This is a genomic window from Pseudomonas sp. GW821-FHT10B02 (genome assembly GCF_059415665.1).
Genome location: NZ_JBWKNR010000006.1, coordinates 73406 through 98333, shown reverse-complemented (window position 1 = coordinate 98333; position 24928 = coordinate 73406). Strand labels below are relative to the sequence as shown.

Annotated in this window: 21 protein-coding genes; 12 read left to right on the top strand and 9 right to left on the bottom strand. The window is 61.1% G+C overall.

Annotated elements, in window-relative coordinates; translation table 11 throughout:
* Window positions 1-61: 61 nt before the first annotated feature.
* Window positions 62-1834, bottom strand: coding sequence for an ABC transporter transmembrane domain-containing protein (locus tag AC07OF_RS11340; protein WP_495072897.1), 1773 nt, complete (start codon window positions 1832-1834; stop codon window positions 62-64).
* Window positions 1835-2089: 255 nt separating this feature from the next.
* On the opposite strand from AC07OF_RS11340, the gene AC07OF_RS11335 reads away from it, so the two are divergent.
* Window positions 2090-2263, top strand: coding sequence for a PA1571 family protein (locus tag AC07OF_RS11335; protein ID WP_191831935.1), 174 nt, complete (start codon window positions 2090-2092; stop codon window positions 2261-2263).
* A 53-nt stretch (window positions 2264-2316) separates the two neighbouring features.
* On the opposite strand, the gene pdxB is transcribed toward AC07OF_RS11335, so the two are convergent.
* Window positions 2317-3459 carry a 4-phosphoerythronate dehydrogenase PdxB gene (gene pdxB / locus AC07OF_RS11330; RefSeq protein ID WP_495072896.1) on the bottom strand — a complete coding sequence of 381 codons (1143 nt, stop codon included), beginning with the start codon at window positions 3457-3459 and terminating at the stop codon, window positions 2317-2319.
* 144 nt (window positions 3460-3603) lie between these two features.
* Between pdxB and AC07OF_RS11325 the strand changes: the two genes are divergently transcribed.
* On the top strand, window positions 3604-5010 hold the full coding sequence (locus tag AC07OF_RS11325) for an MATE family efflux transporter (protein WP_157191821.1): 1407 nt from the start codon (window positions 3604-3606) through the stop codon (window positions 5008-5010).
* On the opposite strand, the gene tusA is transcribed toward AC07OF_RS11325, so the two are convergent.
* The gene (tusA, locus tag AC07OF_RS11320) at window positions 5007-5249 is read right to left on the bottom strand and encodes a sulfurtransferase TusA (RefSeq protein ID WP_038608848.1); all 243 of its coding nucleotides are present in this window, start codon (window positions 5247-5249) and stop codon (window positions 5007-5009) included. The two genes, AC07OF_RS11325 and tusA, sit on opposite strands and share 4 nt — an antisense overlap.
* A 143-nt stretch (window positions 5250-5392) precedes the next feature.
* Window positions 5393-6457, bottom strand: a complete 1065-nt coding sequence (gene rlmM, locus AC07OF_RS11315) for a 23S rRNA (cytidine(2498)-2'-O)-methyltransferase RlmM (protein ID WP_157191820.1) — start codon at window positions 6455-6457, stop codon at window positions 5393-5395.
* Window positions 6458-6710: 253 nt separating this feature from the next.
* Here rlmM and acnA point away from each other — a divergent pair, with 253 nt between their 5' ends.
* The 3 genes from acnA (at window position 6711) to AC07OF_RS11300 (ending at window position 12041) form a co-directional block, all read left to right on the top strand.
* Complete coding sequence (acnA, locus tag AC07OF_RS11310) at window positions 6711-9452, top strand: aconitate hydratase AcnA (RefSeq protein ID WP_495072895.1); 2742 nt, start codon at window positions 6711-6713, stop codon at window positions 9450-9452.
* Between the two features lie 153 nt (window positions 9453-9605).
* A complete protein-coding gene (locus tag AC07OF_RS11305) occupies window positions 9606-10382 on the top strand; it encodes a CPBP family intramembrane glutamic endopeptidase (protein WP_476445603.1) in 777 nt (258 codons plus the stop codon).
* Between the two features lie 93 nt (window positions 10383-10475).
* A complete protein-coding gene (locus tag AC07OF_RS11300) occupies window positions 10476-12041 on the top strand; it encodes a methyl-accepting chemotaxis protein (protein ID WP_495072894.1) in 1566 nt (521 codons plus the stop codon).
* A gap of 87 nt (window positions 12042-12128) precedes the next feature.
* Here AC07OF_RS11300 and AC07OF_RS11295 read toward each other — a convergent pair whose 3' ends face one another.
* The 4 genes from AC07OF_RS11295 to AC07OF_RS11280 all read right to left on the bottom strand — a co-directional run bounded on the left by AC07OF_RS11295 (window position 12129) and on the right by AC07OF_RS11280 (window position 14230).
* Window positions 12129-13016 carry a pseudouridine synthase gene (locus AC07OF_RS11295; RefSeq protein ID WP_157191816.1) on the bottom strand — a complete coding sequence of 296 codons (888 nt, stop codon included), beginning with the start codon at window positions 13014-13016 and terminating at the stop codon, window positions 12129-12131.
* A 50-nt stretch (window positions 13017-13066) separates the two neighbouring features.
* Window positions 13067-13378: a transcriptional regulator gene (locus AC07OF_RS11290; protein WP_157191815.1), complete on the bottom strand. Its 312-nt coding sequence runs from the start codon at window positions 13376-13378 to the stop codon at window positions 13067-13069.
* A gap of 88 nt (window positions 13379-13466) precedes the next feature.
* The gene (locus tag AC07OF_RS11285) at window positions 13467-13898 is read right to left on the bottom strand and encodes a D-Ala-D-Ala carboxypeptidase family metallohydrolase (RefSeq protein ID WP_495072893.1); all 432 of its coding nucleotides are present in this window, start codon (window positions 13896-13898) and stop codon (window positions 13467-13469) included.
* A gap of 95 nt (window positions 13899-13993) precedes the next feature.
* On the bottom strand, window positions 13994-14230 hold the full coding sequence (locus AC07OF_RS11280; protein WP_157191813.1) for a glutaredoxin family protein: 237 nt from the start codon (window positions 14228-14230) through the stop codon (window positions 13994-13996).
* Between the two features lie 177 nt (window positions 14231-14407).
* On the opposite strand from AC07OF_RS11280, the gene AC07OF_RS11275 reads away from it, so the two are divergent.
* Complete coding sequence (locus AC07OF_RS11275) at window positions 14408-16366, top strand: monovalent cation:proton antiporter family protein (RefSeq protein ID WP_476445605.1); 1959 nt, start codon at window positions 14408-14410, stop codon at window positions 16364-16366.
* Here the strand turns inward: AC07OF_RS11275 and AC07OF_RS11270 are convergent, their stop codons facing one another.
* Window positions 16367-17575 (bottom strand): ammonium transporter, encoded by a 1209-nt coding sequence (locus tag AC07OF_RS11270; protein ID WP_157191811.1) that lies wholly within the window; start codon window positions 17573-17575, stop codon window positions 16367-16369.
* Window positions 17576-17870: 295 nt separating this feature from the next.
* Here AC07OF_RS11270 and AC07OF_RS11265 point away from each other — a divergent pair, with 295 nt between their 5' ends.
* The 6 genes from AC07OF_RS11265 (at window position 17871) to AC07OF_RS11240 (ending at window position 24922) form a co-directional block, all read left to right on the top strand.
* Window positions 17871-18185 carry an ElaB/YgaM/YqjD family protein gene (locus AC07OF_RS11265; RefSeq protein WP_157191810.1) on the top strand — a complete coding sequence of 105 codons (315 nt, stop codon included), beginning with the start codon at window positions 17871-17873 and terminating at the stop codon, window positions 18183-18185.
* An 8-nt stretch (window positions 18186-18193) separates the two neighbouring features.
* Window positions 18194-18571, top strand: a complete 378-nt coding sequence (locus AC07OF_RS11260; protein ID WP_157191809.1) for a phage holin family protein — start codon at window positions 18194-18196, stop codon at window positions 18569-18571.
* Window positions 18568-18900: a hypothetical protein gene (locus AC07OF_RS11255; protein ID WP_157191808.1), complete on the top strand. Its 333-nt coding sequence runs from the start codon at window positions 18568-18570 to the stop codon at window positions 18898-18900. The genes AC07OF_RS11260 and AC07OF_RS11255 overlap by 4 nt, the downstream gene beginning before the upstream one ends.
* A gap of 87 nt (window positions 18901-18987) precedes the next feature.
* Window positions 18988-20319: a deoxyguanosinetriphosphate triphosphohydrolase gene (locus AC07OF_RS11250; RefSeq protein WP_157191807.1), complete on the top strand. Its 1332-nt coding sequence runs from the start codon at window positions 18988-18990 to the stop codon at window positions 20317-20319.
* A 308-nt stretch (window positions 20320-20627) separates the two neighbouring features.
* Window positions 20628-21254: a response regulator transcription factor gene (locus AC07OF_RS11245; RefSeq protein WP_157191806.1), complete on the top strand. Its 627-nt coding sequence runs from the start codon at window positions 20628-20630 to the stop codon at window positions 21252-21254.
* 8 nt (window positions 21255-21262) lie between these two features.
* Window positions 21263-24922: a transporter substrate-binding domain-containing protein gene (locus tag AC07OF_RS11240; RefSeq protein ID WP_495072892.1), complete on the top strand. Its 3660-nt coding sequence runs from the start codon at window positions 21263-21265 to the stop codon at window positions 24920-24922.
* Window positions 24923-24928: the final 6 nt, after the last annotated feature.

Below are 24928 nucleotides of genomic sequence, written 5' to 3'. Positions count from 1 at the left end.
ACAGCTGGAGCAGATAGTCTCAGGCGATTGCTACAGAAATGTGACAACCCGCGGAACGCTGTCACATTTCCGTCACGACGTTGAACTGCAGGGCTGCCAGGCGCGCATACAACGGGCTTTGCGCGATCAGTTGGCGGTGCGTGCCGATGGCGACCAGGCGGCCCTGATCGATCACCGCAATACGGTTGGCATGCTGCACCGTGGCCAGGCGGTGAGCGATCACCAGGGTGGTACGCCCGCGCATCAAGGTCGGTAGCGCCTGCTGGATCAGGTACTCGCTCTGGGCATCGAGGGCACTGGTGGCCTCGTCCAGCAGCAGGATCGGCGCATCCACCAGCAAGGCCCTGGCAATGGCCAGGCGTTGACGCTGACCGCCCGACAAGCCCAGGCCGGCATCGCCCAGGTGGGTCTGATAGCCCTGGGGCAGTTGCAGGATGAAATCATGGGCATGGGCACTGCGCGCGGCGGCCTCAACCTGCGCTGCACTGGCATCGGCCCGGCCGTAACGTATGTTCTCCTCGACGGTGCCGAAGAACAGTGCCGGATTCTGTGCGACCAGGGCGAAGTGTCGGCGCAGGTCTTGCGGGTCGAGTCGCTTCAGGTCCTGGCCGTCCAGGCGTATTTGCCCTTGTTGGGGGTCATAGAAGCGCAACAGCAGGTCAAACAAGGTCGATTTACCCGCCCCCGAAGGCCCGACCAGCGCCAGCGTTTCCCCGGGCTCGACGACCAGGCTCAAACCATCGATTGCCGCAGGCTCGGGGCGCGACGGGTAGGCAAAGCAGACATCGCGAAGTTCAAGCCGCCCACTGACCCGCGGTGCCGAGCGCTCCAGCCCCTGTGCAGGTGCGCTGATTTCGCTGCGTGCGGCCAGCAGTTCGGCAATCCGCTCCGCTGCCCCGGCGGCGCGTTGCAGTTCGCCAATCACTTCACTGAGGGTGCCAAAGGCACCACCGACGATCAGGCTATAGAACACGAAGGCTGCCAGTTCGCCTGCGGAAATGCGCCCGGCAATCACATCCATACCACCGACCCAGAGCATCACGCCCACGGCCCCGAGCACCAGCACGATCACCAGCGTGATCAGCCAGGCGCGCTGCAGGATGCGCTTGCGCGCGACCGCAAAGGCCGCCTCGACCGTGCGGCCGAAACGTTGCTGATCGCTGGGCTGGTGGTTGTAGGCCTGTACTGTCTTGATCTGCCCGAGGGTCTCGGCCACATAGCTGCCGACGTCGGCCACCCGGTCCTGGCTCTGGCGCGACAGGCTGCGTACCCGTCGCCCGAAAATCAGGATCGGCGCCAACACCAGCGGTAACGCCAGCACCACGATACTGGTGAGCTTGGGGTTGGTGACGAACAACAGCACGATACCGCCGAGCACCATCAGCGCATTGCGCAGGAACATCGACAACGATGAACCGATCACCGATTGCAGCAAGGTAGTGTCGGCGGTAAGCCGCGACTGGATCTCTGAACTGCGATTGCTCTCGAAAAAGCCAGGGTGAAGGTAAATCAGATGGTCGAACACCTGCTGACGGATATCGGCCACGCAGCGTTCGCCGATCCACGACACCAGGTAAAAGCGGCTGAAAGTGCCAATGGCCAAGGCCAGCACCAGCATCAGGAAAAAACCGATGGACTGATTGAGCAACTGCGGCGAACGAGTCATGAAGCCCTGATCGACCAACAGGCGGATACCCTGGCCCAAGGACAAGGTGATGCCGGCAGTAACGACCAGGGCGAGCAAGGCCAGCAGGACCTGTTTGCGATACGGGCGAATGAAACGCCAGCCCAGACGCATTGCCTGACGCTGGCGAGGGGAAAAGCGATTGAGCATGTAGGGACCAGAAATCAGCGATTTTACCCAGCGTACACCTGACCGCTCGTCCTGCGCCAAGGAACGCCAGGGAAATAACCGCTGTTTAGGTTAGCCCTGCTGATCCCTAGACCGTTTCGTTCTAACGCAGCACTGGAGGTTTACTCGGCTTTCTGGTCGACTGGAAGGGTCGTACAGTGATAACCGAAGGAGCTGTCATAGCTCGGTCACTAGGCGATTCTAGTCTGAGCTTGCAACCTGATGAGGAGACAGGAAATGAGTTTGCAACAAGGCAATACCCAGCCCAAAACCGCGCCGAACCCGCAGACACCTGTCGGCGGCTCGATCATCGGCCCGGATGGCAAAGAGATCACCATCACCGAAGCGATGGTCCAGGAGGCCTGCCAAAAGCTGGAGCAAAGCCGCAAAGATCCCGCCAAGAAAGACTGAACCAGACGAATTCTTCAACCCGGCGCAAGCGCCGGGTTTTTATTGCCTGTGTTTTACAGCAACACGCCACCCAGGGCCCGGACCATCTGTGCCAGGTCTGGTGCGTCCCCGTGCAGGCGCACCATTAGCCCCTCAATCTCGCGACGTGGCGGATAGTGCTTGCGCAAGGCATCAAACGCGGCTTTCTGCTCAAGCGCATCAGCGCTGAGGCTGCGGCGGAAGTCGGCGTCATCCCGGCGCGGGTCATACACCGCGCGGCACAGGGTAGCCAAGGCCCAGGCCGGGTCGGTTTCGGCCTGCAGGCCGATCTCGGCCAGCCAGGGCTGGGGCAACAGATCCTCCAGCAGCACCGACGCAGGCTCACCGCGCCAGGTACAAAAGGCCTGATAGATCTGTGCAGTGCCGCGCTGTTTGCCATCCAGGCTGTAGCCAGCGATATGCGGGGTGGCCAGCACGCAGAGGTCGGCCAGCTCGAGGTCGACCTGTGGCTCACCCTCCCAGACATCCAGCACTGCCAGCACGTCTTCACGCGCCAGCAGCAGTTCCCGCAATGCAGTGTTGTCGATCACCGGTCCCCGGCTGGCGTTGATCAGCCAGGTCCCCGGACGCAGCGCCGCCAGTTGCTCGCTGTCGAGCAAGTGCCAGGTGGCGTGTTCGCCCTGGCGGGTCAGCGGGGTATGCAGACTGATCACATCGCACTCGGCAAGAACCGTTTCCAGGCTGACATAATCGCCGCCTTCCCGGGCCTGGCGCGGCGGATCACACACCAGCACCTTCCAGCCCAGCCCGCGCAACACCTCAACCAGACGCCCGCCCACTTCACCTGCGCCAACCACACCATAGGTACGGCCAGGCAGGTCGGCACCATCGAGTTCGGCCAGGGTCAGCAAGCTGCCCAGCACATAGTCGACCACCCCACGGGCATTGCAGCCCGGTGCACTGGACCACTGGATACCAGCCTGGGCGAAGTAATCCAGCGCCAGATGATCGGTGCCAATGGTGCAGGTACCGACGAAACGAACCTTGCTGCCCTCAAGCAGCGCCTGGTCGACACGGGTCACCGAGCGCACCAGAAGGACGTCGGCGTCCTTCACGCAGGCGGCGTCAATAGCGCGCCCTGGATAGCGGCGGATTTCGCCAAAGCCTGCAAAGAAGGCATCGAGCAGCGGAATATTCTCGTCGGCAACTATCAGCATGGCGCTCTCCTATCGGGGGTGCGCAGTGTAGGCCCATGCAGGGGCGCTAATCCAGCCGCAGACAAAAGCGCCGGATAGATTTCCTGACCAATGCGTCAAAGCGTAGACTAGTCGGCTTTGTGCACCCTTCTGGACACCTGTCTTGTGACACCTCAGACCTGCAACACCCTTTCCCCTCCCCTGTCCCGCCCCGCGCGCGTACGCGCCGAACTGCGCAGCCTGTTGCTGCTGGCCACACCGATCATCATTGCCCAGCTGGCTACCACCGCCATGGGCTTCGTCGATGCGGTCATGGCCGGCCGGGTCAGCCCGCGCGACCTGGCGGCGGTGGCTTTGGGCAACTCGATCTGGATTCCGGTGTTCCTGCTGATGACCGGCATCCTGCTGGCCACCACCCCCAAGGTGGCGCAACGCTTTGGCGCCGGTCAGCACGGCGAAATCGGGCCATTGGTGCGCCAGGCCTTGTGGCTGGCAGTCGCAGTCAGTCTGATCGCCAGTGGCTTGCTGGTCAGCGCCGAACCGATCCTGCAGGTGATGAAGGTCGACCCGCAACTGGTCGAGCCGAGCATGGGCTACCTGCAAGGTATTGCCTTCGGCTTCCCCGGCATTGCCCTCTACTATGTGCTGCGCTGCTACAGTGACGGCCTGGGCCGCACCCGCCCGAGCATGGTCATTGGCTGCCTGGGCCTGCTGCTGAACATCCCGCTGAACTACATCCTGATCTACGGGCACTTCGGCCTGCCCGCCCTGGGCGGCGTTGGCTGTGGCTGGGCCAGCGGTATCGTCATGTGGTTCATGGCCCTGAGCATGGCCGCCTGGACCCGCTGGGCCCCGGCCTACCAGAGCAGCCGGGTGCTGGTGCGTTTTGAGCGCCCGCAATGGCCGGTCATCAAGCGCCTGATGGGCGTTGGCCTGCCAATCGGCATCGCGGTGTTCGCCGAGTCGAGCATCTTCGCGGTGATCGCCCTGCTGATCGGTAGCCTCGGCCCGACCGTGGTGGCCGGCCACCAGATCGCCCTGAACATCAGTTCGCTGCTGTTCATGATTCCGTATTCACTGGGGATGGCGGTGACGGTGCGTGTGGGCCAGGCAATCGGTGCCGGCGAGCCGCGCCAGGCGCGTTTTGCCGCGCTGGTGGGACTGGCCGCGGCCCTGGTGTTCGCCTGTTTCTCGGCGAGCCTGATCCTGCTGATGCGCGAGCCGATCGCCTCGATCTACACCCCGGACACGGCAGTTATCCAGATTGCCGCGATGCTGATCGTGTATGCCGCACTCTATCAGTTCTCCGACGCCATCCAGGTGATCGCGGCGGGCGCCCTGCGTGGCTACCAGGACACCCGGGTAACCATGATCCTGACCCTGTTCGCCTACTGGGGCATCGGTCTGCCAGTGGGTTACGTACTCGGCCTGACCGACTACTTCGGCCCTGCCAGTGGCCCCAACGGCTTGTGGGAAGGCCTGATCGCCGGCTTGACCTGCGCGGCCTTGATGCTGTCGATTCGCCTGGCGCGCAGCAGTGGCAAGCACATTCGCCGGGCGCAGCGCGCCTAGTCGAGCTTCTTGCGGATCCAGTACAGGTAGGTGCCGGCATCTTCCTGTTGCTGGACCAGTTCATGGCCGAGGAACACGCAGAACTTGGGGATATCGCGACGGGTCGACGGATCGGTGGCGATCACCTTGAGCAGGCCACCGGCAGCCAGGTCGCGCACGTGCTGGTGCAACATCATCACCGGCTCCGGGCAGTTGAGGCCGGTGGCGTCGAGGATGGCGTCTGGGGTGAAATCAGTCATGTAGAACTCCGGAAACAATCAGCTATTGTCGCTCAAGCAGACGGCGGGGTCATCCCTGAGGGCCACATCGCCGGCCAGGCCGGCTCCCACATTAGCTACAGTGCATGCCATTTCTGTGGGAGCTGGCCTTGCCAGCGATCGACTCAGCGCGGTTTCAGATCAAGGCGGCGCAGGTGGCAAGTCACCTCTTCGCGGTCGTGATACAGCTGCTTGCAGCCAATCGAGACCTTGACCTTGCGCGCCTTGAAGCCCTCTTCGATCCGCTCCAGCAAGCGGCGCACTTCGGCATAGCGCTGCTTCATCGGCAACTTGAGGTTGACCACCGCCTCCCGGCACAAGCCTTCGCCCAGCCAGGTCTCCAGCAACGCTGCGCTGCGCGCCGGCTTCTCGACGATATCGCAGACCATCCAGTCCACCGTCTGCCTGGGTTTGTAGGTAAAGCCGTCAGCCATCAGGTGCTGGACCAGGCCGGTGTCCATCAGGCTTTCGGCCATTGGGCCGTTATCGATGGCGGTCACCAGCATGCCACGCTTGACCAGCTGGTACGTCCAGCCACCCGGCGCCGCACCGAGGTCAACGCCGGTCATGTCATCGGACAGCCGCGCATCCCACTGCTCACGGGGGATGAAGTGATGCCAGGCTTCCTCCAGCTTGAGGGTCGAGCGGCTCGGCGCTTCACGCGGAAACTTCAGGCGCGGAATACCCATCGGCCACATCGCCGAATTGTCCGCAGCGGCAACGCCGACAAATACCCGCCGACCACTGACAAAAGTCAGCAGCAGACGCGGCTTGTTCGGGTCCTCAACCAGGCGCCCGGCCTTGCTCAAGGCTTTGCGCAACGGCACCTCGAACTTGCGGCAGAAGGTCGACAGCTCTTTGCCGTCATTGGTGTCCATCACCTCCAGCCACACACTGCCGAACACCGGATAATCACCCAGGGAATCGAGCAGCACACTGATACGGTCGGTTTCTGGCAGTTCGATGAAACTACCGCGCGCCCACTGGCGGGGGAAAATCAGTTGCGCAAAGCGCAGTTCGCGCATCAGGCGCTCGGCGCCTTCGCCATCGTTGCAGATGAATTCGGCACAGGCGCTCTGCGGTTTGGCCTTGGCGTAGCCGGCGACGTCCAGCCGGGCGGCATGCTCGGCGATTTCGGCACAGACTTCACTTTCGAAGCCGGGCCGGCAATGCATAAACAGGGTATTCATCTTCACTCCAGGACGGCTGGCGGCCATTGGCCCCAACCCTGACCGGGGGCAATGCACTGCCCCGGCAAATGCGCGAATGATAAAGCAAGATCGGAACCGGCGACATGCCCCGCCGGTCCAGTACTTGGTCAGGTGCGCCAAACAGGTCTAACCTGACCGCTCAGCCAGGTCCGTGCCGTGCGGACCGTCATAGAGGCGGTGAATCGGCGACAGCAAGGAAGATCGCCGGACACCTACGCAGAAGGAGTTGGTAATGCCCTCGCTCGATAGCCTGAAAGCCCTCAAGACCCTGACGGTCGCCAACCGTCCCTATCACTACTTCAGCCTGACCGAAGCCGCCAAGAGCCTCGGCGACCTGCAGCGCCTGCCCATGTCGCTGAAAGTGCTGCTGGAAAACCTGCTGCGCTGGGAAGACGACAAGACCGTCACCCGCGCCGACCTCGGCGCCCTGGCCGACTGGCTCAAGGAGCGCCGCTCCGACCGCGAGATCCAGTACCGCCCGGCGCGGGTGCTGATGCAGGATTTCACCGGGGTTCCCGCCGTGGTCGACCTGGCAGCCATGCGCGCCGCCATGGCCAAGGCCGGTGGTGACCCGCAGCGGATCAATCCGCTGTCGCCGGTGGACCTGGTCATCGACCACTCGGTGATGGTCGACCGCTACGCCAGCCAACAGGCCTTCGCCGAGAACGTCGACATCGAAATGCAGCGCAACGGCGAACGCTACGCCTTCCTGCGCTGGGGCCAGAATGCCTTCGATAACTTCAGCGTGGTGCCGCCGGGCACCGGCATCTGCCACCAGGTCAACCTGGAATACCTGGGCCGCACCGTCTGGACTCGCGAAGAAGACGGCCGCACCTATGCCTTCCCCGACACCCTGGTCGGCACCGACTCGCACACCACCATGATCAACGGCCTGGGCGTACTCGGCTGGGGCGTCGGTGGTATCGAAGCCGAGGCGGCCATGCTCGGTCAGCCGGTATCGATGCTGATTCCGGAAGTCATCGGCTTCAAGCTGACCGGCAAGCTGCGCGAAGGCATCACCGCCACCGACCTGGTGTTGACCGTCACGCAGATGCTGCGCAAGAAAGGCGTAGTCGGCAAGTTCGTCGAATTCTACGGTGACGGCCTGGCTGACCTGCCATTGGCGGACCGCGCCACCATCGCCAACATGGCCCCGGAATACGGCGCCACCTGCGGCTTTTTCCCGGTCGATCAGGTGACCCTGGACTACCTGCGCCTGTCTGGCCGCCCCGAAGACACGGTCAAACTGGTCGAAGCCTACTGCAAGGAACAGGGCCTATGGCGTTTGCCTGGCCAGGAACCGGTGTTCACCGACACCCTGGCCCTGGACATGCACGAAGTCGAAGCCAGCCTGGCTGGGCCCAAACGCCCTCAGGACCGGGTCGCCCTGTCGCAGGTCAGCCAGGCCTTCGACAGTTTTCTCGGCTTGCAGCTGCGCGCCTCCACCAAAGACGTCGGCCGTCTGGAAAGTGAAGGTGGCGGCGGTGTCGCCGTGGGCAACGCCGACCAGGCTGGCGAGGTCAGCTATGAACACGAAGGCCAGCAGCATGTGTTGCGCGACGGCGCGGTGGTAATCGCCGCGATCACCTCCTGTACCAACACCTCCAACCCCAGTGTGATGATGGCCGCCGGCCTGGTAGCGAAAAAAGCCGTCGAGAAAGGCCTGAAACGCAAACCCTGGGTCAAGAGTTCACTGGCCCCCGGCTCCAAGGTAGTGACCGACTACTACAAGGCGGCGGGCCTGACGCCCTATCTGGATGAACTGGGCTTCGACCTGGTCGGCTATGGCTGCACCACCTGTATCGGCAACTCCGGGCCACTGGACGAAGCCATCGAGAAAGCCATCACCGGCGCCGACCTCACCGTCGCCTCGGTGCTGTCGGGCAACCGCAACTTCGAAGGCCGCGTACACCCGCTGGTGAAAACCAACTGGCTGGCCTCTCCACCGCTGGTGGTGGCCTATGCCCTGGCCGGGAGCGTACGCCTGGACCTGAGCAGCGAACCCCTGGGCACCGGCAAGGATGGCCAGCCGGTGTACCTGCGTGACATCTGGCCAAGCCAGCAGGAGATCGCCGCGGCGGTCGCCAGTGTCGATACGGCGATGTTCCACAAGGAATACGCCGAAGTCTTCGCTGGCGACGCTCAATGGCAAGCGATTGCAGTACCACAGGCGGCCACCTATGTCTGGCAGGACGATTCCACCTACATCCAGCACCCGCCGTTCTTCGATGACATCACCGGTCCCTTGCCGGCGATCGAGGACATTCGCGGTGCGCGGGTACTGGCTTTGCTGGGCGACTCGGTGACCACCGACCACATCTCCCCGGCCGGCAACATCAAGGCCGACAGCCCGGCCGGGCGCTACCTGCGCGATAAAGGCGTGGAACCGCGCGACTTCAACTCCTACGGCTCGCGCCGCGGCAACCATGAAGTAATGATGCGCGGCACCTTCGCCAACATTCGTATCCGCAACGAAATGCTTGGCGGCGAAGAAGGTGGCAACACCCTGTATGTGCCGACCGGCGAGAAAATGGCGATCTACGATGCGGCCATGCGCTACCAGGCTGACGGTACGCCACTGGTGGTGATTGCCGGCCAGGAATACGGCACCGGCTCCAGCCGCGACTGGGCGGCCAAAGGCACCAACCTGTTGGGAATCAAGGCGGTGCTGGCAGAAAGTTTCGAGCGTATTCACCGCTCCAATCTGGTGGGCATGGGTGTATTGCCGCTGCAGTTCACTGCCGGACAGACCCGCAAGAGCCTGGGTCTGGATGGCAGCGAACGAATCGATATCCTCGGCTTGAGCAACGCGCGGATCCACCCGCACATGAACCTGAGCCTGCACATCACCCGCCAGGATGGCCGTCAGGAGCAGATCGAGGTGCTGTGCCGGATCGATACCCTGAACGAAGTGGAATACTTCAAATCGGGCGGCATCCTGCACTATGTACTGCGGCAATTGATCGCAGCGTGAAGCACGGGCCCGGCCCCTTGTGGCCGGGCCTTTGCCGACTTTTGTCGCTCGCAGTGAGAGCCTGTTGCAGGCGGTGATACTGCAGGCATGCGTGTCCTGGGTTACGCCAGAGGAGTCGTAGACCTCACGTTTTCACCGAATAATGGAATCTGCATGCCTGTCTCCCAATGGATCGGACTGGCCCTGCTGGGCTTTGCTTACGTCTTTTCCCTCGTCAATGGCAGCCTGGGCCTGCTCGCACTGCCCAGCCTGATTGCCCTGCTGTGCGCCGGCTTGCTGGTCAACCGCTCGCCCCGCTGGCAGCAATTGTCTGGTCATGCCCTGTTCGTACTACTGGCTTTAGGGTTGGCATTGCACTGGCTGCCCGGTTTCCACGGGGCCAAGGTCATTGACAAGGTGGTGTTCAGCGATGGCGCCGTACCCTTTTCCATGTACCTGAACCTGGACAAACCGTTGATCGGCTTATGGCTGCTGCTGGCCTGTCCCTGGGTACTGACGATGGGTGGCAAACGCCTGCTGCCGAGCCTGGTCACGACGTTGCCAGCGGTGATTGCCGCGTGCCTGGGCGGTGCCTGGTTGCTGGGTATGATTGCCTGGGCGCCGAAATGGCCCGAACAAGCCTGGCTCTGGGTGCTGAACAACCTGCTACTGGTCAGCCTGACCGAAGAACTGCTGTTTCGTGGTTACATCCAGGGCGGACTCCAACGTTTACTCAAGAATCAGCACCTGGCCCTGCTCCTCGCCAGCGGCCTGTTCGGCCTAGCGCACCTGGGCGCTGGCTGGCAGTGGGTAGTGCTCGCCTCCCTGGCCGGCATCGGCTATGGTCTGGCTTACCGCTACGGCGGCTTGATCGCCGCAGTACTCTGCCATTTCGGCCTTAACCTGGCACATTTCGCCGGTTTTACCTATCCGATGCTGATACCTTCGTGAACACGCGGTCACTTGCTGACTTTTGCAAAATATCATTCAACAAAACCCCCACGCTGCCGATAACCCTCGAAAGCCTTGCGGATTGAACAGCTAATGCGTAATAACCAGCCAATAACCCAGCGCGAACGGACTTTCCCAGCTCAACAACGTTTGATCTCGACCACCGATACCAAGGGTGTCATCACCTATTGCAACGATGCCTTCGTCGAGATCAGTGGTTTTTCCCGCGAAGAGCTGATGCGCGCGCCGCACAACCTGGTGCGCCATCCCGATGTCCCGCCTGCGGTGTTCGCGCACATGTGGGCCACGCTCAAGCAAGGCTTGCCATGGATGGGCATCGTCAAGAACCGTTGCAAGAGCGGTGACCACTACTGGGTCAACGCCTACGTCACCCCGGTGTTCGAGAACAACCAGGTGGTTGGCTTTGAATCGGTGCGGGTCAAGCCGACTGCCGAACAGGTCCGCCGGGCCGAGGCGTTGTACCAGCGCATCAACCAGGGCCGTCCGGCGATCCCGCGTCGCGACAAGTGGCTGCCCGTGGTGCAGGACTGGTTGCCGTTCATCCTGGTCAGCCAGGTCGGTTTCCTGATCGGTAACTGGCTGGGCCACTCCTGGGGCTTCGCCTTGGCCGCTGCGCTGTCGGTGCCACTTGGCCTGCTGGGCCTGAGCTGGCAGCAACGAGGCCTCAAGCGCCTGCTGCGCCTGGCCGAGCAGTCCACCTCCGATCCGTTGATCGCGCAAATGTACACTGACAGCCGCGGCGTCCAGGCACGCCTGGAAATGGCCATGCTCAGTCAGGATGCACGGATGAAGACCTGCCTGACCCGTCTGCAGGACACGGCAGAACACCTCAACGAACAGGCCCGTCAGTCCGATACCCTGGCCCACAACAGCTCTTCGGGCCTGGAGCGTCAACGGGTCGAGACCGAACAGGTCGCCGCCGCAGTCAACCAGATGGCTGCCACCACCCAGGAAGTGGCCAACCACGTGCAGCGCACCGCCGACGCCACCCAGGAAGCCAATCGCCTGACCGGTCGTGGCCGTGACATCGCCGGTGAAACCCGCGAAGCCATCCAGCGTCTGTCGGCGGCGGTTGGTGAAACCGGCCTGACCGTCACCCAGTTGGCGCGCGACAGCGATGAAATCGGCGGCGTGGTCGATGTGATCAAAGGCATTGCCGACCAGACCAACCTGCTGGCGCTCAACGCCGCGATTGAAGCCGCGCGAGCTGGCGAGATGGGTCGCGGCTTTGCCGTGGTGGCCGATGAAGTTCGCCAACTGGCCCAGCGCACCAGCGAATCGACCGGACAGATTCACGGCCTGATTGCCAAGCTGCAGCAAACCGCCAGCAATGCCGTGCAGACCATGGAAGCGGGTCATCGCCAGGCCGAAGAAGGTGTAGCGCGGGTGATGGAAGCGGACCAGGCACTGGTCGGTATCAGCGAAGCGGTGGCCAACATCACCGACATGGCCACCCAGATCGCCGCGGCCACCGAAGAGCAGACTGCTGTGGCCGATGAGATCAGCCGCAACATCAGCACTATCGCCGAGCTGGCTGACCAGACGTCCGAGCAAGCCCAGCATTCGGCCTTGCTCAGCGAAGAACTGACGCGCACCGCGACCACTCAGTACTCGTTGGTCGAGCGTTTCAACCGCTGAACAATGGGGTAACGGTGGGAGCGGGCTTGCCCCGCGATTGCGATTTGTCAGTCACATCGCATCGCGGGGCAAGCCCGCTCCCACACGTTACCAGTCGAGCGTCAGCCGGCTTTCGAAAAACCGCTCTTCACCGCTCAGTGGATCCTTGAAGCGCAAGCTCTGCGCCAATAACTTCAGCGGTTTGCCGTAGTCATCCTGCTCCTGCAACACCTGTGGATAAAAAGGATCGTTGCAGATACTCGCGCCCAGCGCTGTCATGTGCACACGCAACTGGTGCGTCTTGCCAGTGATCGGCGACAGGCCATAACGCCAGAATTCGCCGTGCTTCTCCAGCACCTCGGCCAGGGTTTCGCTATTGCTCTGCCCTTCGACCTCCTGCATACGAAAGAACGGCTCGCCACTGACCATACGGCTCTTGTGCGTCAATGGAAACTCAAGCTGTGGCAAGGCCTGGGCAATCGCCTGGTAGCGCTTATCGATCTGACGGTTGGGAAACAACGATTGATAGGCTGATCGGCTCTGGGGATTGGCGGAAAACATCACCAGCCCGGCGGTATGCCGATCAATACGATGCAAAGGCACCAGGTGCGGATTGTCCAGGCGGCGAATCAGCCGCCGCAACAAGGTATGTTCGACATATTCGCCCGTCGGGGTGACCGGCAGGAAATGCGGTTTGTCGGCCACCACCAGATGCTCGTCGACGTGCAGGATCTGCTCTTCGAACGGGATCGGTTTCTCGTTGGGTACTTCGCGAAAATAGTGGATGCGCAGCCCCTGCTTGTAAGCCAGCGCCACACTGATCGGCTCACCCTGGGCATCCAGTACCCGGCCGCGGACGATCCGGTCAAGCCACTGCTCACGCCCGATCGCCTTGAAATGCTCACTCAGGCAATCGAGCACGGTGGCCCAGTTACCAGGTGGCAGGCAGACCGTACTGGCTTGATGCTGGGCCGGGTCGAAAGGGGCAGTGGCCATGGGAACGCTCGTGACTGGTAGACCGCGCATTATCCCGCAAGCCTGGCGCCTCAGCCAGTCCGGGTTGCGGAAGCCTCGATGAACTCCTTGAGCCAGCGCAAGACGTCAACCGCCTCCCAGCGACCAGGGTCATAGAGGGCATACAACAAGCCCTGGTAACCGACCACATCCAGCGGACGGTGATAGCCGGCACGCTGGAACAATGCTTCGATTTCGGCGAAACAGGTGTTGAAGTGCAGTTTGTTGAAAGGCGTCTTGCCTTCCAGCACCAGGCCATCAAGGCGCAACTCGAGCACCGCCTCGCTCACCATGGCGGTGGACATACGATTGACGGTGTATTTCAGTTGTTCGACATTGACCATGGTTTGGATCCTCGAGGCAAACGCCACCTCAATACTGTATTTATATACAGCATATTCAGAGTTGTCGGACGCGTCAATCAGACAGCGTTCAGACCAACCCGGGCAGGTAGCCAGTACCCTTGCGAATGGTCAGCAATTGCCGGCGTTCAGGCGCCAGGGCGAGCCCCACGTGCACCCACTGGTCGAATTCGAGAATCAGTTGATCGAACATCAACGGGCTGTCTGCCACAACGCGTGCCAGCTCTCGAGGTGTCAGCCCGGGTACATTGATGTCTGCCGCCAGACCGTCGGTATGAGCGCTCTGAAGCGAACCGCCAATGACCTCGTTCAATTGCAGGCAGCGATAACCGCTGCTGACCAACACCGGTTTATCGACCAACTGGCGTATCTGCTCCAGAAAAGCGCACAGCTTGCGCAGGTTGACGAGAGTCCTGGCATCCGGTGTGTTGTCGATACCCTGACGTGCGGCGGTCTCCGACACCGTCATTTCGGCCAGCGTGAAGTGTTCGCTCAGGTACATGGTCCGCTCCTTGGTATGAGTAAAAACACCCAAGGATTGTCCACACCTCCGCCCTGCCGTGCACGACAGGAAATCTCTCCGCCGAAGCGCTTGTTTCAACGCAGGAAGGCCACCACTTGCTCGGCATCGAACGGCCAGTTCAGCTCGGCGCCTGTATCGCATCGACGCAGCACCGGGATCAATAATGCATAACGGGCCAGCTGTGACTCGTCATCGGCAATATCCACCAGCTCAACCAGCAGGCCATGCTCGACAAAAGGCATCAACAAGGCTTCGGCCACTTCACACAGGTGGCAACCCAGGGTGCCGAACAATTGGCATTCAGGAAGCATTTACGGGTACCGGCAAAAGAAGGAAGGGATCATTATTCTAGGTCTGCAGTCGGGGGCCGTCGAGCGCGAGGCTCCGGCGCCAGTTCAGTGATGGACGACTGATCCTGATCAGCGTCCGACCAGCAGCTATGGTTCATGCTGAGTGGTTTTTTGCTGCTTTCTTACATGGAGTGTGTTGTGTTCGCCAATCTGTTGATCATCCTGGCCTCATCGCTAGTCGTCATTGCCTTCTTCAGGCGCCTGAAGCTGCCGCCTGTCCTGGGCTACTTGTGTGTTGGCCTGTTTGTCGGCCCCACGGCGCTGAACTGGGTCAATGAAAGCGAAGAACTGCCCGACCTAGCCGAAATGGGCGTGGTATTCCTGCTGTTCTCGCTGGGCCTGGAGTTTTCCCTGTCGAAAATGCTCGCCCTGCGCAAAGTGGTGTTTGGCCTGGGTAGCCTGCAGGTAATCTGCTCGTCGATACTGCTGGCCGGGCTGCTGGCCCTGATGGGCATGTCCGCAAACACGGCGTTATTGTTGGGTGCAGGTCTGGCGTTGTCATCCACCGCTATCGTCAGTAAAGAGCTGACCAGTCTCGGTGAGATTTTCAGCAGCCATGGCCAGAACGCTATCGGCGTATTGCTGTTCCAGGATGTGATAGCGGTCTTGCTGCTGACCCTGGTTCCGGTGTTTGCCGGTGACGGTGGCCAGGCCTGGTACTGGGCCCTGCCGCTGACCCTGGGCAAAACCGTGATCCTCTTCGTCGGTCTGTTGCTAGCCAGCCGCTGGCTGCTGCCGCGCCTGTTTCACGAAGTGGCCAGCTCGCATTCAGCGGAACTGTTCGTGTTGCTGGCACTGGTCATCGTCCTGCTGACCGCCTGGTTGACTCACTTGCTCGGTTTGTCGCCGGCACTGGGCGCATTCCTGGCCGGCATGTTGTTGGGTGAGAGCAACTATCGCCACCAGATCGAAGCGGATATCCGCCCTTTCCGCGACATTCTTCTGGGGTTGTTTTTCGTCAGTATCGGCATGCTGATCGACCTGCAACTGTTCGCCACCCATGGCCTGGACATCCTCGCCCTGACCCTGGGCCTGTTGCTGGTCAAAGGCTGCGTGGTCGCAGCACTGGTCCGGGTGCGTGGCAGCGATGCCGAAACTGCGTGGCGCAGCGGCCTGGCCTTGGCCCAAGGCGGTGAATTCTGTTTCGCCCTGATGGCACAGATGCAGCAAACCGATCTACTGCCCGAAGCTATGGGCAATCTGTTGCTGGCCGCTACCTTCTGCTCAATGCTGGTCACTCCGCTGCTACTGCGCGCCGCCCCCACCATCGCCGCCCACCTGCACCGCAAACCCAACGAGGAAGTCCAACTGGAGGCCATCGAGGCGCAAAGTGCCTCAATGAGCGGTCACGTGCTGATCTGCGGCTATGGCCGGGTCGGGCAATCAATCGGGCGCTTCCTGCGCCGTGAAAACATCCCCTTCATTGCCCTCGATGACGACCCGGTAAGGGTTCAGGAAGCTGCGGCCGGCGAAAGCAGCGTGCACTACGGCGACTCACGACGCGGCGAACTGCTCAGCGCCATCGGCCTTGAGCGCGCACGCCTGCTGGTGATTGCCGTGGATAAAACCGACATCGCCATGAGCGTGCTCAAAGCGGCTCGTGAACGTCACGCCCAGATACAGATCCTGGTGCGTACCCGTGATGACAGCCAGCGTGAAGAGCTGCGTACGGCAGGTGCCACCGCCGTTGTACCTGAGCTGCTCGAATCGAGCCTGATGCTCGCCTCCCATGCGCTAGTGATGCTTGGCCTGCCGATGGAGCACGTACAAGCACGCATCGACGAAGTGCGCCAGACCCGCTACCGCATGCTCCAGGCGTTCTATCAAGGTGCCCAGACCAGCCCGGTCGACAGCGAAGGCCTGCCCAAAGCGATGATGCATGCGGTCAACCTTGGCGCCGAGGCCTACGCCTGCGGGCGTCCTCTGACCGAACTGGATCTGGAACAGTTCGGTGTCGAGCTGCAGGCGGTACAACGCAATGGCGAAGAGCTGGCAATGAGCGCCGACACGTGCCTGCATGCCGGCGACGCCGTGCTGCTCAGCGGCCCGCTACCGGCCCTGGCAGCCTGCGAAGCGCGGCTGGTCGCCGGGCGCTGATCAATCCTGGCTGGTGGCGCCGATCTTGTGGATCGACAGGTCGGCGCCGTAATACTCCTGCTCCTGGCTCAGGCGCAGACCGAGCAACAGTTTGATCACGCCATACACGGCAAAACCGCCCACCAACGCCACCAGCACCCCGGCCAGGCTGCCGATCAACTGGCTGATCAAGCTCACGCCACCCAGGCCACCGAGCGCTGTCTGACCGAAAATCCCGCAGGCGATGCCACCCCACACACCGCACAATCCGTGCAGCGGCCAGACGCCCAGCACATCGTCGATTTTCCAGGTGTTCTGCGCGGCAATGAAGCACCACACAAACAACGCCCCGGCAATCGCCCCCGTGAGCAACGCCCCAACCGGGTGCATCAGGTCAGAGCCAGCGCACACCGCCACCAATCCAGCCAACGGACCGTTGTGCAGAAAACCCGGGTCATTACGCCCGACCAGCAAAGCCGCCACCGTGCCGCCGACCATAGCCATCAACGAGTTGACCGCGACCAGGCCACTGACCCCTTGCAGGGTCTGGGCACTCATGACGTTGAAGCCGAACCAGCCGACAATCAGGATCCACGAACCCAGGGCCAGAAAGGGAATGTTCGAAGGGGCGAACGCCACCAGCTTGCCATCGCGGTAACGCCCGTTGCGCGGGCCGAGCAACAGCACTGCCGTCAAGGCCAGCCAACCGCCCATGGCATGCACCACCACAGAGCCGGCAAAGTCATGGAAGCTGGCGCCAAACTGGGCCTGCAACCAGGCCTGCAAGCCCAGATTGCCGTTCCAGACGATGCCTTCGAAGAAGGGATAGACCAAAGCGACAATCAGCGCCGTAGCGCACATCTGCGGAGCAAAGCGCGCCCGCTCGGCGATACCGCCGGAAATGATTGCCGGAATCGCCGCAGCAAAGGTCAGCAGGAAAAAGAATTTCACCAGGCTGTAACCATGCTCATGACTGAGCACCGCCGCAGGCTGCAGGAAATTCACGCCATAGGAAATCCAGTAGCCAACGAAGAAGTACGCCAGGGTTGATACCGCAAAGTCACTGAGAATCTTCGACAGCGCGTTGACCTGGTTCTTATGGCGCACGGTGCCCACTTCCAGGAAGGCAAACCCGGCGTGCATGGCCAGCACCATCACGGCGCCCAGCAGAATGAAGAGTGTGTTGGAGCCGTGGACCAGAGTGTCCACCGCACTTTGCAGGTTTTCCATGGAATCGGCAGGCCTTTCGAAAGCACCAAGACAGCGCGCAGGGGCTCCTTTTTGCACCAGCCTGGATCAGGCGAGCGCCACCTCCCTGGCCGACCCTGCTGATATCTGGAGTTTTTCCTTGGGTTTGTCGTGGATTGGGTTAAGGTTTAAAGGCCCGGCTGCCTTGCGCGCGCGAATTTGGCGCAGGCGCCGGACCTGAGCGCACCCTGGAACAGCAAAACCTGTACCAGCATTTTCACTGAACCTTCGCCAGCGCTCGCGACTCGAAATAGCCACAACCCTTAGGGAGAGCCCCATGACCAGCAAATCGGCAAAGACTGCTCAAGAGATATTGATGGCTGACTTTCAGGCGTTGGTACGTGACACCGAGAAATTGCTGGAACATACCGCCACCCTGGCTGGTGATCAGGCCGACGAATTACGCGGTCAGATCCACGAGAGCCTGATACGTGCCCGGGAAACCCTGCAACTGACCCAGGATTCCGTCCGCGAGCACGGCCAGGCAGCCCTGAGCGCGACCGAAGACTACGTACAGAACAACCCCTGGCAATCGATCGGCATTGCTGCCGGGGTCGGTTTTCTGATTGGTCTGCTGGCCAATCGGCGCTGAGGTTGGCTATGGAAAGCGAATCCAACGGCACTGGCAGTGCATCGAGCAAACGCCTGGGTGCAGCCGTACTCGGCCTGTTGCACGGCCATGTCGAGTTGTTCGGCATTGAACTGCAGGAACAGAAAGCGCGCACCCTGAGCCTGCTGCTGTTTGCCGGTCTGGCCCTGGTGTTTGCCCTGCTCTTGCTGGTCGCCCTCTCAGCGTTGGTGCTGGTGCTGCTGTGGGACAGTTACCGCTTGGCTGGCGTCATCGGCCTGTGTGTGTTCTACGGTTTGGCGGCGCTGTTCTGTGCCTTACGCCTGAAAGCTGCGGTGTACGATGAATCGTCACCTTTCAGCTCGACCCTCGAAGAACTTGCCAAGGACCGGGAGCGCCTGTTGCCATGAGCCTGTCTGAGCTACCGAAAACCACCAACCGGCGTGAGCTGCGCAAGGCGCTGGTGCGTCTGCGCCTGGAGATGCACCGCCAGGAAATCCGCCATGAGTCCGGGCAGTTGCTCAACCCCCTGACCCGTCTGCGCGCCATGGGCGACAGCCTGCAGGGTGGACTGGGCATCAAGCATGCACCCTTGTGGGGGATCGCTGCGGTGGTGGTGCTGGGATTCCTGACCGGCAAGGGTGCCAAAAACGGTAGCCTGAGCCGGATGATTCGCCTGGGCAGCAGCCTGCTGCCGTTGCTCAAGCTGGTCATGCAGGGCGCTGCCAGCAAGCGCTGAGTATCGGGCCCGCCTCCACAGATAGACTTGCAGGTGCCGCGCCGACACGGGAAGCTAGGCGCCTGCCCCTGTTTTGGAGAACCGGCCTTGGACTGGCACACCCTGCTCACCCGCGAACGTCTCGGCAAGACCCTGCACAGCCCTGAAGAGCTGGGCCGCAGCCCCTTCCACAAGGACCATGACCGGATCATTTTCTCCGGTGCCTTCCGCCGCCTGGGACGCAAGACCCAAGTGCACCCGGTGTCCAGCAACGATCATATCCACACACGCCTGACCCATTCGCTGGAAGTCAGCTGCGTCGGCCGTTCACTGGGCATGCGTGTCGGTGAAACGCTGCGTCGCCAGCTGCCTGAATGGTGCGAGCCCAGCGATCTTGGCATGGTCGTGCAGTCAGCCTGCCTTGCTCACGACATCGGCAACCCGCCCTTTGGCCACTCCGGTGAAGATGCCATTCGCCACTGGTTCCAGCAGGCAGCCGGGCGCGGCTGGCTTGATGCGATGACCGACGCCGAGCGTGCCGACTTTCTCAATTTCGAAGGCAACGCCCAAGGCTTCCGGGTCCTGACCCAACTGGAGTATCACCAGTTCGACGGCGGCACCCGCCTGACCTATGCAACCCTCGGCACGTACCTGAAATACCCCTGGACCGCCCGCCATGCCGACGCGCTGGGCTACAAGAAGCACAAGTTCGGCTGCTATCAGAGCGAACTGCCATTGCTGGAACAGATTGCCGGCAAACTCGGCCTGCCGCAGATTGAAGATCAACGCTGGGCCCGGCACCCCTTGGTGTATCTGATGGAAGCCGCCGACGACATCTGCTACGCCCTGATCGACCTCGAAGACGGTCTGGAAATGGAGCTGCTCGACTACCCGGAAGTGGAATCGCTGCTGTTGAACCTGGTGGGTGACGATCTGCCGGAAACCTACCGCCAACTGGGCCCCGGCGATTCACGTCGGCGCAAGCTGGCGATTTTGCGCGGCAAGGCCATCGAACACCTGACCAATGCCGCCGCCCGCGCGTTTGTCGAACAACAGGATGCCTTGCTGTCGGGGCATTTGCAGGGCGACCTGGTCGAACACATGCACGGCCCGGCCAAACGCTGCGTCTTGCAGGCCAAGGACATGGCACGCAAGAAGATCTTCCAGGACAAGCGCAAGACGCTGCATGAAATCGGCGCCTACACCACCCTCGAAATACTGCTCAACTCGTTCTGCGGCGCGGCGCTTGAACAACACGGCGGCCGCACGCCATCGTTCAAGAGCCGACGCATCCTCGACCTGCTCGGCAATAGCGCCCCCAGTCCCGATGCACCACTGTATACATCGTTCCTGCGCATGATCGACTTCATTGCCGGGATGACCGACAGCTACGCCAGTGAAATGGCACGGGAGATGACGGGACGTTCAAGCCCGGTGTAAGCGTATTACGCGCCAGCCAGGTGTGAGAAGCGATCTCGGACTCACACTTGGCCACCTGTTAATACATATCACTGCAGGACAAAGACTACACAGCAAAAAACATATTAAACAAACCAATCAAACAGAAACATTAAGTTACCAAGACCCACACTTGAAGCAACAGCATGAAACAACACTTGTAGTCCATGCCTGCATTTAGAGTCGGATATTTCCTATATAGCACTTAGCTCTCTTTCTGTTCGTGTGCGCCCTGTTCTATCTGCGTTAAGGTGCCAGCTTAATCGACACCTTTCCTGGATAAGTTCACCATGCAATCTGTATTTATCATCGACGATCACCCAGTCATCCGCCTGGCTGTGCGTATGCTCCTGGAGAATGAAGGCTATTGCGTGGTCGGAGAGTCGGACAACGGCGTGGACGCCATGCAGATGGTCCGCGAATGCCTGCCTGACCTGATCATCCTCGACATCAGCATTCCCAGACTCGATGGCCTGGAAGTGTTGTCACGCTTTCATAGCATGGCCATCCCCCTGAAAATCCTGGTGCTCACCGCACAGTCGCCGGCGTTGTTTGCCGTTCGCTGCATGCACTCCGGCGCCGCCGGCTATGTATGCAAACAGGAAGACCTGAGCGAGTTGCTCAGTGCGATCAAAGCAGTGCTGTCGGGTTACAACTACTTCCCCAGCCAGGCGATCAGTAACTTGCGCTCTCACGACAACGAACACTGCGAACTGGAACTCTTCAAGCAAGTCAATGACCGGGAATTGATGGTCCTGCAACTCTTTGCCCAAGGCAGAAGCAACAAGGAAATTGCCCAGGGGATGTTCCTCAGCAACAAAACTGTCAGCACTTATAAAAAGCGCTTGATGCAAAAGCTCAAAGCCAAGTCGCTGGTCGAACTCATTGAAATGGCCAAACGCAATGCTCTGGTTTGAATCAGGCCATGCCTAGCCGCACCCTCTATTGTTGCCTGTGCAGCCTCCTGGCCTGCCTGTACCTGCTACCTACGGCATATGCCGACGACGTACAGGCCAGCCAGCACCGGTTGCTAAGCCGCTCGCAACCGGTGAGCGTGGACCTCCCGCTGAGTTCGGCGCAGCGACGCTGGATCGCAAGCAAAAAGCAATTGCTGCTGGGTACTTCGGCACCGGATTATCCACCCTTCGACATGACCGCCAGCGGTCGCGACTACGAAGGCCTGACTGCTGACATTGCCGGAATACTGCAGAACACGCTGCGCTTGCCTATTCAGGTCAGGCGCTTTGCCAGCCGCCAGGAAGCGGTGAAAGCCCTGACCCTGGGGCAGATAGACATGCTCGGCAGTGCCAATGGCTTTGAAGCCTCCACACCGGGAGTGGTGCTTTCCAGACCCTACGCCATCGATCAACCGGTGCTGGTGACCCGCGAAAACGAAAGCCGCCCGCTTGATACCGGTCTGGCTGGCCTGCGCCTGAGCATGGTCTATCACTACTTGCCGCTTGCAGAGGTACGGGCCAACTACCCGAAGGCAACGATTCAGACCTACCCTTCCTATCTGAATGCCCTCAATGCCGTCGCCTTCGATCAGGCCGACGTGTTTCTCGGCGATACCATTTCCACCCATTACATGATCAATCAGGGCCACCTGCAGAACGTCAAGATGGCCAATTTCAGCAAACACGAACCGGTCGGTTTCAGCTTTGCCGTACAGCAAAGCAACCACACCCTGCTGCAGTTGATCAACGCCACTCTGGACAATCTCTCAAGCACTACCCGTAAGGACATTTTCAAACGCTGGAGCGCAGGCAGCGACCTGCTGCTGACTGATCGCAAACTGCAACTCTCGCAACGCGAAGAGCATTGGCTGAGCGAGCACCCGGTGGTCCGAGTAGTGGTCAACGAAACCGCAGCACCACTGACATTTTTCGATAACACCGGCAACTTTCGCGGAATTGCCGCCGACCTGCTTGAGCTGATCCGCTTGCGCACCGGTTTGCGCTTCGAAGTGCAGCGCGCGAGCGGCATCAGTGACATGATCGATCGTGTAAACCACAACCAGGCCGATGTAATTGCCGCCATCTCGCCGAGCCAGCAACGGGAAAGCACCCTGCATATCAGCCGCCCCTACCTGGAAAACTCCTACGTACTGGTGACGCGCACGGGAGCCGACCAACCCACCTCGCTGGAACAGCTTTCAGCTCGCCGCGTAGCCCTGACCCGCGACAGCCCTCTGGTCGACAGGCTGCGTGCACGCACGGCCGGCATACAGTTGGTGGAGACCGAAAGTGCCGCTCATTCCGCATCCTTACTGGCCAGCGGCCATGTCGACGCTGCGATCATGGCGCTGATCAACGCCAATTTTAGCCTGGCGACCCAGCATGGGCTGGTCATTCGCGCTTCGGTCGGCGCCGAACCGGCAACCTTTTCGATGGCGACCGCCAGGCATTCCCAGGAGCTGGCTTCGATTCTGAACAAGGCACTGCTGAGTATCGCGCCGGAAGAACTGGGCGTTATCAACAGCCGTTGGCGTGGCTACAGCACCGAATCCGATGCCTACTGGAGCAAGTACCACCAACTGGTCCTGCAAATCGTGTTGGGCACCAGCGTGCTCCTGCTGCTGTCGCTGGCCTGGAATGCGTGGATGCGCCGCCAGATCAAACAACGCGAAGCCGCAGAGCGCGCCTTGGGCGATCAGCTCGAATTCATGCGCACGCTGCTCAACGGCACGCCTCACCCGATGTATGTACGTGACCGTGAAGGGCTGCTGCAAAGTTGCAACGACAGCTACCTGGAGGCCGTTCAGTTACAGCTTGATGAGGTGCTGGGCAAACGCCTGGATGATGGCGCGCTGGGCGACAGCTGCTATGCCAGCCAGATTCAGGCCGACTACCAGCAAGTGATGCGCGAGGGCGTGCCACTGATCATTGATCGTCCGCTGCTGATCAACGACAGGACAATGACCATTTACCACTGGATCCTGCCTTACCGGGACTCGCTCGGTGAGGTCCAGGGCATCATCGGCGGCTGGATCGATATCAGTGAGCGACGCCAGTTGATCCAGGACCTGAGCCAGGCCAAGCAGCAGGCCGATGATGCCAATCGCGCCAAGAGCACCTTTCTGGCAACCATCAGTCATGAAATCCGTACCCCGATGAACGCCATCCTTGGCATGCTCGAGCTAGCCCTGGAAAAAGCCGACCAGGGGCAGCTGGATCGACCGGCAGTTGAAGTGGCCTACAGTTCGGCCAACGACTTGCTGGCCCTGATCGGCGACATACTCGACATCGCCCGCATCGAGTCCGGGCACCTTGGTCTGGCGCCGGAACGGGTCGGCCTGAGGGCGCTGGTGGAGTCTGTCGGACGTGTGTTCGATGGCCTGGCGCGCCAGAAAAACCTGTGCCTGACGATCCGTATCGCCCCCAGCGCGCATGTCGATGTTCAACTGGACCCGCTACGGATGAAGCAGATCCTTTCGAACCTGATCAGCAATGCAATCAAATTCACCGAGCAGGGCCAGGTCATCATCGAGCTGAGCCTGGAGCCTGGCCCCGAGCCGGAACTTGCCAGGCTTGAACTGAGCGTACAGGACACCGGAATCGGCATTCGCGAAGAGGACCAGCAACGCCTGTTCCTGCCCTTCGCCCAAGCCAACCCCGATAGCAAGCTGGCGCGTAGCGGTACAGGCCTGGGTCTGTCGATCAGCCGCGACCTGTGCCACCTGATGGGCGGCAACCTGACCCTGCACAGTGTGTTTGGCCAGGGTACCCGCGTGCAGGTCAACATGCCGGTGACGCTGATGACCAGCCCGCCCGGCGAGCCTGCCGTGATTGCCGAGCCCTGCCTGTCCGTTGCCGCCCTGAAGGTGCTGGTAGTCGATGACCATCCGGCCAATCTGCTGCTACTGACACAGCAACTGAATTACCTGGGGTTGCAGCACCGCAGTGTCGACAATGGCCTGGAGGCTCTGGAGATATGGCGGCGGCAGGCATTCGATGTGCTGATCATCGACTGCAACATGCCAGGTATCGATGGTTATCAGCTTGCCCAGGCGATACGCGCTGACGAAAACGCACAACAATGGCCACGCTGCACCCTGCTGGGTTACACCGCCAATGCGCAACCGGAAGTCCGCAGGCAATGCCAGCAAGCCGGCATGGATGACTGCCTGCTCAAGCCGATAAGCCTCAAAGCGCTGGGCCAGCGCCTGGCCAGGATACAACCGCTCCCCCAGCGCGCCGGCGCCGCCCACTCTGCCCTGTTCGACCTGCAAGGCCTGGGGCCTGTGGTGGGTAACAGCGCGGTCGACCTGCACGCATTGCTGAAACAGCTTCAACAGAGTTTCAGCAAGGACCGGATAGCGCTGGCGGAACTTGACCCTGAACGGCAACCCGACCGGTTGAAGGACGAAGCGCATCGTATACTCGGTGCCGCGCGGATCATTCAGGCCAACGCCTTGATCGATGCCTGCGAACAGCTGGAATCAGACTGCCAGGCAAATGCGCCGGTACCCACGCTCGAGCTTCATCAGCAACAGTTGACAGCAGCCATGGCAGAGGTGGAGCAGGCACTTGAACGGCACTTGCACCCTGGGGGCTCAGCCAGTGCAACGGCAAAGGTGAGCTGAAAACAA

What these genes read in the sequence shown, in the direction of transcription:
- rlmM (WP_157191820.1), bottom strand. Translation starts at nt 6,457, where the DNA reads ATGAATACCCTGTTTATGCATTGCCGGCCCGGCTTCGAAAGTGAAGTC.
- AC07OF_RS11335 (WP_191831935.1), top strand. Translation starts at nt 2,090, where the DNA reads ATGAGTTTGCAACAAGGCAATACCCAGCCCAAAACCGCGCCGAACCCG.
- acnA (WP_495072895.1), top strand. Translation starts at nt 6,711, where the DNA reads ATGCCCTCGCTCGATAGCCTGAAAGCCCTCAAGACCCTGACGGTCGCC.
- AC07OF_RS11290 (WP_157191815.1), bottom strand. Translation starts at nt 13,378, where the DNA reads ATGGTCAATGTCGAACAACTGAAATACACCGTCAATCGTATGTCCACC.
- AC07OF_RS11240 (WP_495072892.1), top strand. Translation starts at nt 21,263, where the DNA reads ATGCCTAGCCGCACCCTCTATTGTTGCCTGTGCAGCCTCCTGGCCTGC.
- AC07OF_RS11255 (WP_157191808.1), top strand. Translation starts at nt 18,568, where the DNA reads ATGAGCCTGTCTGAGCTACCGAAAACCACCAACCGGCGTGAGCTGCGC.
- AC07OF_RS11265 (WP_157191810.1), top strand. Translation starts at nt 17,871, where the DNA reads ATGACCAGCAAATCGGCAAAGACTGCTCAAGAGATATTGATGGCTGAC.
- AC07OF_RS11260 (WP_157191809.1), top strand. Translation starts at nt 18,194, where the DNA reads ATGGAAAGCGAATCCAACGGCACTGGCAGTGCATCGAGCAAACGCCTG.
- AC07OF_RS11295 (WP_157191816.1), bottom strand. Translation starts at nt 13,016, where the DNA reads ATGGCCACTGCCCCTTTCGACCCGGCCCAGCATCAAGCCAGTACGGTC.
- AC07OF_RS11340 (WP_495072897.1), bottom strand. Translation starts at nt 1,834, where the DNA reads ATGCTCAATCGCTTTTCCCCTCGCCAGCGTCAGGCAATGCGTCTGGGC.
- AC07OF_RS11280 (WP_157191813.1), bottom strand. Translation starts at nt 14,230, where the DNA reads ATGCTTCCTGAATGCCAATTGTTCGGCACCCTGGGTTGCCACCTGTGT.
- AC07OF_RS11285 (WP_495072893.1), bottom strand. Translation starts at nt 13,898, where the DNA reads ATGTACCTGAGCGAACACTTCACGCTGGCCGAAATGACGGTGTCGGAG.
- AC07OF_RS11305 (WP_476445603.1), top strand. Translation starts at nt 9,606, where the DNA reads ATGCCTGTCTCCCAATGGATCGGACTGGCCCTGCTGGGCTTTGCTTAC.
- tusA (WP_038608848.1), bottom strand. Translation starts at nt 5,249, where the DNA reads ATGACTGATTTCACCCCAGACGCCATCCTCGACGCCACCGGCCTCAAC.
- AC07OF_RS11270 (WP_157191811.1), bottom strand. Translation starts at nt 17,575, where the DNA reads ATGGAAAACCTGCAAAGTGCGGTGGACACTCTGGTCCACGGCTCCAAC.
- AC07OF_RS11300 (WP_495072894.1), top strand. Translation starts at nt 10,476, where the DNA reads ATGCGTAATAACCAGCCAATAACCCAGCGCGAACGGACTTTCCCAGCT.
- AC07OF_RS11245 (WP_157191806.1), top strand. Translation starts at nt 20,628, where the DNA reads ATGCAATCTGTATTTATCATCGACGATCACCCAGTCATCCGCCTGGCT.
- pdxB (WP_495072896.1), bottom strand. Translation starts at nt 3,459, where the DNA reads ATGCTGATAGTTGCCGACGAGAATATTCCGCTGCTCGATGCCTTCTTT.